Origin of the sequence: Paenibacillus ginsengihumi DSM 21568 (assembly GCF_000380965.1) — a bacterium.
Taxonomy (GTDB): domain Bacteria; phylum Bacillota; class Bacilli; order Paenibacillales; family NBRC-103111; genus Paenibacillus_G; species Paenibacillus_G ginsengihumi.
In genome coordinates, this window is sequence record NZ_KB905571.1 from 67080 (window position 1) to 75547 (window position 8468).

Genomic DNA, 8468 nt, shown 5'->3' on the forward strand with positions numbered 1-8468 from the left:
AAGGTGAAGCGATCATGGAAATGATGCCGGCATGGACAAAGTGGGCTAAAGAGGAAGGGTTGCAGGAAGGGTTGCAGGAAGGGATGAGAGAAGGATTGCGTGAAGGAATGGAAAAAGGTGAGAAAAAAGGCCGGCAAGAGGAGCGGCAAGAGATCATTCGCAAGCTGCTTGACAAAGGCAATTCCCCGGAGGTAATAGCCGATGTACTAGAGATTCCGGTGGATGAGGTTCGCAAGCTGAGCAAGCATTAGACGCCTTTGACGAGCGTACATCCCCGCAGATTGCCGACCTTCGTCTACAAGAACGGGATTTAGGGCGGCCAAACCGTGTCGCTTGCGCGGACATCGTACAATAATCCTGACAGCATTGATGTCAGGATTATTGGTTTATACTTATATACAAATGACCTGTACTTGGTCAAGAGTAGAGGGGGCGGGGCATGAGATTAGACCGCCTGCTCGGGATCACGCTGGAGCTGATGGCCCGCAAAAGGGTAACTGCCGCAGAGCTGGCCGCCAACGAGGTTTCGGTGCGCACCATCTACCGCGATGTCGAGCTGATCAACCAGGCCGGCATTCCGGTTGCGTCATTCACCGGCGCGGACGGCGGATTTGAGCTGATGAACGGATTTTTCCTGACGCGGCAGCACTTCTCTGCCGATGACTTGTCGATCATCTACACGCTGTTGAAGGCGATGGAAGGGGCGATGGGTGGCCCCGCGGCGACCGCGATGCGGAAGCTTGCCAGCCTCCATCCGGCGCTGGCGAACGAAGGAAGCCGCGAAGTCGTCCTCGACATGACCGCGCCGGAGCGCGACCGGGACATCGTTCACCGGCTGTTTCAGGCGATCCGGCAGTCCCGCGTAGCCGAGATCGTTTATATGAGCGCGTCCGGAACACAGTCCGAACGCCGCGTGGAACCGCTCAATTTGCTATGGGAGAAAGGCGTCTGGTACCTGGAAGCTTACTGCCTGCAGCACCAAGCCAAACGGTATTTCCGCGTATCGCGCATCGTCCGGCTCGACGTGGCGGAAACGACGTTCGCCCCGCGGCGTTTTCCGGACGAGCCGGAGCAGGGAGCGGCATCCGGGATACAAGCCCATCTTCGCTTCGACCTGTCGGCAAGCATGCGCGTGCTCGAACAATTCCCGGGCGAATGCACGGTTCAGGGAGATCGCATCGATGTGCATACGACATTTTACACAAAGGAGTATGCGCTCTCGGTTATCGTCAGCTACGGGACGAAAGTCGATATCGTATCGCCGGTTGAACTGCGAAACGACGTTATCGATCATATCGAAGCGATCCGCCGCCATTACGGGAGCAAGCAGGAAGAGGGGGCGACATGAACATTGTTTGCGGATAGGAACAATCCGACAAGAAGCCCAGCAGTCCCCTTACCGGAACGAATTGTCCATCTTGCGGTAGGCGGTCGGGGAGAGGCCGATTTTCCTTTTGAACACCCGGTGGAAGTACGTATAGCTGCCGAAGCCGCACGATTCGGCGATCTGCTCCATCGTCATGCTCGTATGCTTCATGCGGTCGATCGCCCCGGCGAGCCGCACCTCCAGCGCGTATTCCAGCATCGTCTTGCCGTAGCATTCCTTGAAGAAGTGGGAGGCGCGGGATACGCTCAAGGCGACGTGCCGGGCCGCTTCCTCTACCCGGAACGTCCGAGTGGCGTTCTCCTCGATAAACTGCTTCAGTCTCAGCGCCGTATAAGCCCGGCTGTACGAAGCGTGCGAATCCGTCACTGCGCGTTCCAGTGACAGGCACAGGACGCGCAGCAAATAACTGGTCAGCTCCTGGTTCTCGGCGTTCAACCGGCGCTTCTCCTTAATGATATGTCTCCACGGATAAAGGATCGACTCCCCGATTAGAATGCGCGTGCAGACCGGCTTGTCCGAACGGCTCCACCATTCGTCCATCCACGGCCCCTCACTGAACATGTAGTAATCTCCGCTGCCCGTCGCTCCGTCGGTGCACAGCTCGTAATAGCTGCCGGGCTTCAGCATGATGAGGTCTCCGGATTCGATGCGCAGCACCTCGCCGTTAATGTATACGTGGCAGGCGCCTTCCGTCTGCAGCCTGAACAAATAGCTGGTCAGCGGAACTTTCCGGGAGCCTCTGACCGCTTCCTTCGCATGATAAGAATATCCGCATAAAAGCACGGACGGTTGCATAATTGTCTCACCCGCCGATGAAATAGCACGATTGTTCATGTTTTAATTATATTGATTATTCCTATTCGCAGCAATCTGGTTTACGATAATAAACGTCGACGTTTGGTTGAAACCCGGGAAGCAAACGTCAGAGAAGATCCAATATCCATGATGGCGGAGGTATGACATGATGAGTCGATGGGCAAGCCGCGCGGCAATCGGTACGACCGTATTGGTCATGTTATCGGCATGCGGCGGCAACGGCAGCAGCGGGACGGAAGGCAATTTGCAGCAAGGGATTGACGAAAGCGCATACAATAACGAACCCGTTACTTTAATGTTTTATAACCACAATGCGGGGATTTTGAGCCAGGCCGATCTGGATGCGCTGCTTGCGCCGGTGAAGGCCAAGTATCCGAACATCACGGCGCAGTTCGTTGCCGATACGACATTGGACAAGATGATTACGGCCGAGCAGCTGCCGGACGTCATTTTGACCAGCAACTACTATTTGCACGATCTGCTGCAGCAAAACATCGGCATCGATTTGAGCGGCATGATCAAGCAGCACAACGTCGACCTTGGCAAGCTTGAGCCGGAAGCGGTCAATCTGCTGAAAAAGTTTGGATCAGACGGCGAAATTTACGGCATCCCCTATGCGATGAACTACGGCGTGATGGTGTACAACAAAGATTTGTTCGACCGCTTCGCGGTGCCTTATCCGAAGGATAACATGACATGGGACGAAGTGATCGAATTGGCGCGCCAGGTCACCAAGTCGGAGCAAGGGATGCAGTACGTCGGCCTCAGCATCGGCGATCCCCAGGTGATGAGCCGCGCGTACTCGCTGCCGGTGGTGGACGATACGCAGACGAAGGCGGTGCTGACAAGCGACCCTTACAAGAAAATTTTCGGCATGTACGAGCGGCTGTATGGCATTCCGGGCATTGTCGACGCGAACAAAAAATACAATTACGGCATCGACGATTTTCTGAAGGAACAGAAGGTCGCCATGTACCCGTACTGGATCGCAAATTTGACGACCCGCCTGCCGCAGCTGCAGGAAGCAGGCAAAAACTTCAACTGGGACGTCGTCTCGTTCCCTTCGTTCAGCGACAAGCCGGGGCTCGGCAGGGAAATCGACTTCCATATGGCAATGATCACGCCGACGAGCCAAAATAAAGAGGCTGCCTTCGCCGCGATTCAGACGCTGATTACCGAAGAGTCGCAGCGAGCCATGAACAAAGGAATCCGTTTGACCATCCTGAACGATCCCGAGCTGAAAAAGCAGTTTTCCAGCGATACGAAGCTGTACGAGGGCAAAAATTTGGCAGGCATCTTCTCCGTAAAACCGGCCCCGCTCCCGGCAGCGACAGAGTACGATACCAAGATGTATTCCTTCCTGAAGGAAGCCGTCAAATCGATGGTAACGGAAAGCAAGGACGTCAATACGGTGCTGAGGGAAGCGGAAGAGAAGGGCAACAATCATATTTTGGAGGTCAGCAAGCAGTAGCATAGCTTCATGCGAGCGCGCCATATTTTTTCGAGACACGCCATATATATAATGAAGAGATTTGCTTATTTTTGAGCGGGCTGCTGCGTCAGCCGGCTCTTTCGCTTTTGATCGACGCCCCGCCGCTGTAAAAATATGCTTGACTCCCGTCGCCGCGGTTTTGTAAAGTATGAAGCATAGCGAGCCTATTGAGAATGAATATCATTCAGAGGCGAAAGGAGGGCCAAGCGGATCGCTGCGACTATGAATTCAAGAGTGAGGGATGCTGGATGATTCGCCGTTTTTTCTCGTATTACCGGCCTTATAAGGGATTGTTTTTGCTCGATTTCGGCTGCGCCGTCATCGCCGGACTGCTGGAGCTCGGCTTCCCGCTTGCCGTCAACCAATTCGTCGACAAGCTGCTGCCGAGCAAGGACTGGGGGCTCATCCTGCTGGCCTGTACGGCGCTGCTTGCTGTGTACGCTTTGAATACGGCACTCAACTTTATCGTGACCTACTGGGGCCATATGCTGGGCATCAATATCGAGACCGATATGCGGAAGAAGCTGTTCGAGCATATTCAGAAGCTGTCGTTCCGTTTTTTTGACAACAATAAGACAGGTCATCTGCTTGCCCGGATTACTAACGATTTGAACGATATCGGGGAGCTGGCTCACCACGGGCCGGAAGATGTGTTCATCGCCGTCATGACGCTGGCAGGCGCCTTTACGCTGATGTTCTATGTCAATTGGGAGCTGGCGCTCCTTACGTTCCTGATCATTCCGTTCATGGCGTGGATCGCGATTTTCTTCAGCCGCAAGATGACTTCGGCATACCGCCGCCTGTTCGGCGACGTCGCCAACTTCAACGCCCGCGTGGAGGACAATGTCGGCGGCATTCGCGTCGTGCAGGCGTTCGCCAACGAAGAATACGAGAAGCAGCTGTTCGCGGTCAATAACGAGCAGTATCGCCAGACCAAGCTGCTCGCCTACAAGATTATGGCCAAAAGCATGTCCGTCACCTATATGATGATGCGCCTCGTCTCGATGTTCGTGATGATCTGCGGCACCTGGTTCGTCATTCGCGGCGAGCTGACCTACGGGGAATTCGTCGGCTTCCTGCTCCTGTCGAACGTCTTTTTCCGCCCGATTGAAAAAATCAACGCCGTCATCGAGAGCTACCCGAAAGGCATCGCCGGCTTCAAACGGTACGTCGAGATCATCGATACGGAGCCGGATATCGCGGATGCGCCGGATGCGATCGAGGTCGAGGGCTTAAAAGGCGACATCCGCTTCAGCGATGTGGCGTTCGGATATGACGAGAGCAAACCGGTATTGCGCGGTATCAACCTGTCGATCCGGGCGGGAGAGACCGTCGCCTTCGTCGGGCCGTCGGGCGCGGGCAAGACGACGATCTGCAGCCTGCTGCCGCGCTTCTATGAGGTGAATGCAGGCAGCATTACGATCGACGGAACAGATATACGCCGGATGACGCTGGCTTCGCTGCGCAGGCAGATCGGCATCGTGCAGCAGGACGTGTTCCTGTTCTCCGGGACGATCAGGGAAAATATTGCTTACGGCAAGCTGGACGCATCGCTGGAGGAAATTTGGGAGGCGGCCAGACGGGCGCAGATGGAGGACTTCATCCGCTCCTTGCCGGAAGGGATGGATACGGTTATCGGCGAGCGGGGCGTCAAGCTGTCGGGCGGGCAAAAGCAGCGGCTGTCGATCGCCAGAATGTTTCTCAAAAATCCGCCGATTCTCATTCTGGACGAAGCGACATCGGCGCTCGATACGGAGACGGAAACGGCGATCCAGCAGTCGCTGCAGGAATTGTCCGAAGGGCGTACGACGCTCGTCATCGCGCACCGGCTGGCTACGATCAAGAACGCCGATCGCATCGTCGTCGTCACCGCGCAGGGCGTCGCCGAGCAGGGACGCCATCAGGAGCTGGTAGCGGCCGGAGGCATCTACAGCAGACTGCACCAGGCGCAGTTCGGCGGTTAAGCCCGCCGCCCTCGGGTCCGCCCGCTTCAGGCGGCTTCCGGGCGGTCGGAGCGGCTCGAGAAGGCTTCAAGCAGGCGGTACTGCGCCAAAAATAACGGCACATTCGAATAGTTTAATGCCATAAGATGATAATGCATTCCGCATGGGAATCCGTTAAAGTAGGTATGGAGTTAAGCAGAGATATAGATATAAAGGAGAATCCATACTTGGACACTACACAACCACTTCCCATGTGGAAAAAGCTGAGCCTCTTCGCCGTCACCTGGCCGATCTTCATCGATTCGGTGCTGCGGATGATGCTTGGCACGGCGGACGTATTCATGCTCAGCCGGATATCCGATCAGGCGGCCGGCGCAATTGGCCTGGCCAACGAGATCATCGCCTTCTGCATCCTCATGTTCGGCTTTGTCGGCATCGGCACAAGCGTGGCCGTCACTCAATATTTGGGGGCGGGCAAGCCCGAGACGGCGAGCCGGGTATCGGCGCTGGCCATCACGATGAACCTGATCTTCGGGCTAGTGGTCAGCGCGGTGATTGCCGGTCTCGGCGAGCAGGTAATGAGGCTGATGCATCTGGATTCCGCGCTGATCGGCGTGGCTAACCGGTATTTGATGATCATCGGCGCGTTTCTGTGGGTGGAGGCGGTGTCGTATGCCGTATCGTCCATTATCCGCGCGCACGGCTACACCCGCGACGTCATGTATGTTACGCTAGGCGTGAACATCGTGCATGTGACGGGGAATTATTTGTTGATTTTCGGACATTTCGGCTTTCCGGAGCTGGGCGTGACGGGCGCGGCCATATCGACGGTCGTCTGCCGCATGATCGGTCTTGCTGTGCTTCTTGTTCTCTTGTACCGCCGCGTCTCGTCGCCGATCCGGCTGAAGGATTACGCGGATTTCGACAAAACCCGTGTGAAGCAGGTGCTGAGCATCGGCCTCCCTGCGGCGGGCGAACATCTGGCCTGGCAGTCCCAGTACATGATGATTATGAGCTTCATCAATATCATAGGACAGACAGCGCTGAGCGCGCATATTTATGTGTACAATGTGAGCGCGTATTTTATGGCCTTGGCGATGGCGATCGGGATGGGCACGGAAATCATCGTCGGGCATATGGTCGGCGCCGGCGAGCTGCAAGCCGCTTACCGCCGGCTGCTGCGAAGCTTGCGCATCAGCTTGCTGCTGACGTTCGCCGTCGTTGTCGTGGCCGCCTTGTTCCGCGAAGGGCTGATCGGCCTGTTTACGGACAGTCGCGAGATTATTGCCGCCGGCTCGGCGATTTTTCTGCTGTCGATCGTTCTGGAGCCAGGCAGAACATTCAACCTCGTCGTCATCAACTCGCTGCGCGCCGCCGGCGATGCCCGGTTCCCCGTGCTTATGGGCGTGATGTCGATGTGGGGAGTGTGCGTGCCGCTTGCCTATTGGCTCGGAATCCATTGGCAAATGGGGCTGCTCGGCATCTGGATAGCATTCGCTGTGGACGAATGGCTGCGGGGGATCTTGATGCTCATTCGCTGGCGCAGCCGGGCTTGGGAGAAGAAAGCGCTCGTTAGGCCCGATACAGCCGTATCCGCTTAAACAACGGAAGCCGGCTTCGACCGAAGCCGGCATTTCTTCTTGTTCAGGATGAAGTATGAAGGCGAAACCACGACGCCCAGAACGGCTTTTTCTTCTTCGGCGTCTGGTGGCGCTCGGAACGGGGCGTGCGGATCGGCTGCGGAGCCACGACGGCGGGCAGCGTCTGCTGCGGTGTCTCGGGAGCAGTGGCCGGCGACAATCCGGCCGGCATGGCGGCAGGCAGCGTCTGCTGCGGCGCCTCGGGAGCGGGAGCCGGCGACAATCCGGCCGGCATGGCGGCAGGCAGCGTCTGCTGCGGCGTCTCGGGAGCGGGAGCCGGCGACAATCCGGCCGGCATGGCGGCAGGCAGCGTCTGCTGCGGCGCCTCGGGAGCGGGAGCCGGCGACAATCCGGCCGGCATGGCGGCTTCGGCGGCGGTATCCGTCGTCTGCGCCGTCTCCGCCGTATCCGGCTGCTCAAGGGCGGCGGCCGTTGCTTTATGCACTTGGCTCCATTCGTCAATTTGCTTCTCCAGCCGCTCGATCCGTTTGGCCAGCGTCGCGTCGTCCAGCACTTCGCTCAGCTGTTCCTCCAGGCATTCCACTCTCATGGTCAGCATTAGATTTTCGTGCTGCAGCTCGCGGATCAAGTCTTGCAAAAATTTCATAGAGAGCCTGGGCTTCTTCTCAGGCTGAGACGGCGATTGCTTTTTCTGTTCCTGGCGGCTGGACGACTTTAACGCGGGCGCGGCTTCCTGTATGCGAACTTGTCCCATGGTACGTCCTCCTTTAAATTAAGTAATCATTGTGCAGCGATCGGCTGCCGCTGATCGTTCTGATAGTTTCATAGTACACCAGCTGATAGAAAGATACTGTCGAAGGCTGTTGTCAAAGGGTGAGATGATATGGGGGATGGTGAAGCTTCCCGCTGCGGCGGGCTTCTGCCAGTGCGTTCTTGTTACATGACCTATGCACTTCGAGGTAATACTTGGTAAATTTTCGGTTTTGGCACATCCCAAAGAAGCATCAAATAATGTTCCGGCCAAAATAGTTCAATAAGTCTTGCAAATTGCTGCACTTGTGTGTCACAATCAATAGAGATTCGCGGAATGCCTTTGTGGTTTTTCACGCGAACCTGACAACGAGTGTGGAAGAGGCCGCGAACCATTTCGCCGTGGGTGTAGCCTTCATCAGCACTCGTTTTTTCTTTGTTCAGTTCAAAAAGCGCTACAGCCAGCAAGGTTTCAGCGG

General features: G+C 56.4%; 8 protein-coding genes. 5 read left to right on the forward strand and 3 right to left on the reverse strand.

The annotated features are described in order from the left end of the window. Positions 1 to 14: 14 nt before the first annotated feature. Both F591_RS28110 and F591_RS0113755 read left to right on the forward strand, forming a co-directional pair. Positions 15 to 251, forward strand: a complete 237-nt coding sequence (locus tag F591_RS28110; protein ID WP_019535191.1) for a hypothetical protein — start codon at positions 15 to 17, stop codon at positions 249 to 251. 188 nt (positions 252 to 439) lie between these two features. After that, positions 440 to 1348, forward strand: a complete 909-nt coding sequence (locus tag F591_RS0113755) for a helix-turn-helix transcriptional regulator (RefSeq protein WP_019535192.1) — start codon at positions 440 to 442, stop codon at positions 1346 to 1348. Between the two features lie 48 nt (positions 1349 to 1396). On the opposite strand, the gene F591_RS0113760 is transcribed toward F591_RS0113755, so the two are convergent. After that, positions 1397 to 2182, reverse strand: coding sequence for an AraC family transcriptional regulator (locus F591_RS0113760; RefSeq protein ID WP_019535193.1), 786 nt, complete (start codon positions 2180 to 2182; stop codon positions 1397 to 1399). A 166-nt stretch (positions 2183 to 2348) separates the two neighbouring features. Here F591_RS0113760 and F591_RS0113765 point away from each other — a divergent pair, with 166 nt between their 5' ends. The 3 genes from F591_RS0113765 (at position 2349) to F591_RS0113775 (ending at position 7239) form a co-directional block, all read left to right on the forward strand. After that, complete coding sequence (locus tag F591_RS0113765) at positions 2349 to 3674, forward strand: ABC transporter substrate-binding protein (protein ID WP_019535194.1); 1326 nt, start codon at positions 2349 to 2351, stop codon at positions 3672 to 3674. A gap of 269 nt (positions 3675 to 3943) precedes the next feature. Beyond that, positions 3944 to 5659: an ABC transporter ATP-binding protein gene (locus F591_RS0113770; RefSeq protein ID WP_026326604.1), complete on the forward strand. Its 1716-nt coding sequence runs from the start codon at positions 3944 to 3946 to the stop codon at positions 5657 to 5659. Positions 5660 to 5889: 230 nt separating this feature from the next. Next, positions 5890 to 7239: an MATE family efflux transporter gene (locus F591_RS0113775; RefSeq protein WP_019535197.1), complete on the forward strand. Its 1350-nt coding sequence runs from the start codon at positions 5890 to 5892 to the stop codon at positions 7237 to 7239. Positions 7240 to 7282: 43 nt separating this feature from the next. Here F591_RS0113775 and F591_RS0113780 read toward each other — a convergent pair whose 3' ends face one another. Beyond that, complete coding sequence (locus F591_RS0113780) at positions 7283 to 7993, reverse strand: tropomyosin (protein WP_019535198.1); 711 nt, start codon at positions 7991 to 7993, stop codon at positions 7283 to 7285. 191 nt (positions 7994 to 8184) lie between these two features. Continuing rightward, positions 8185 to 8468 (reverse strand): hypothetical protein (locus F591_RS32010; protein WP_026326605.1); only part of this gene is annotated, 284 nt, incomplete at its 5' end.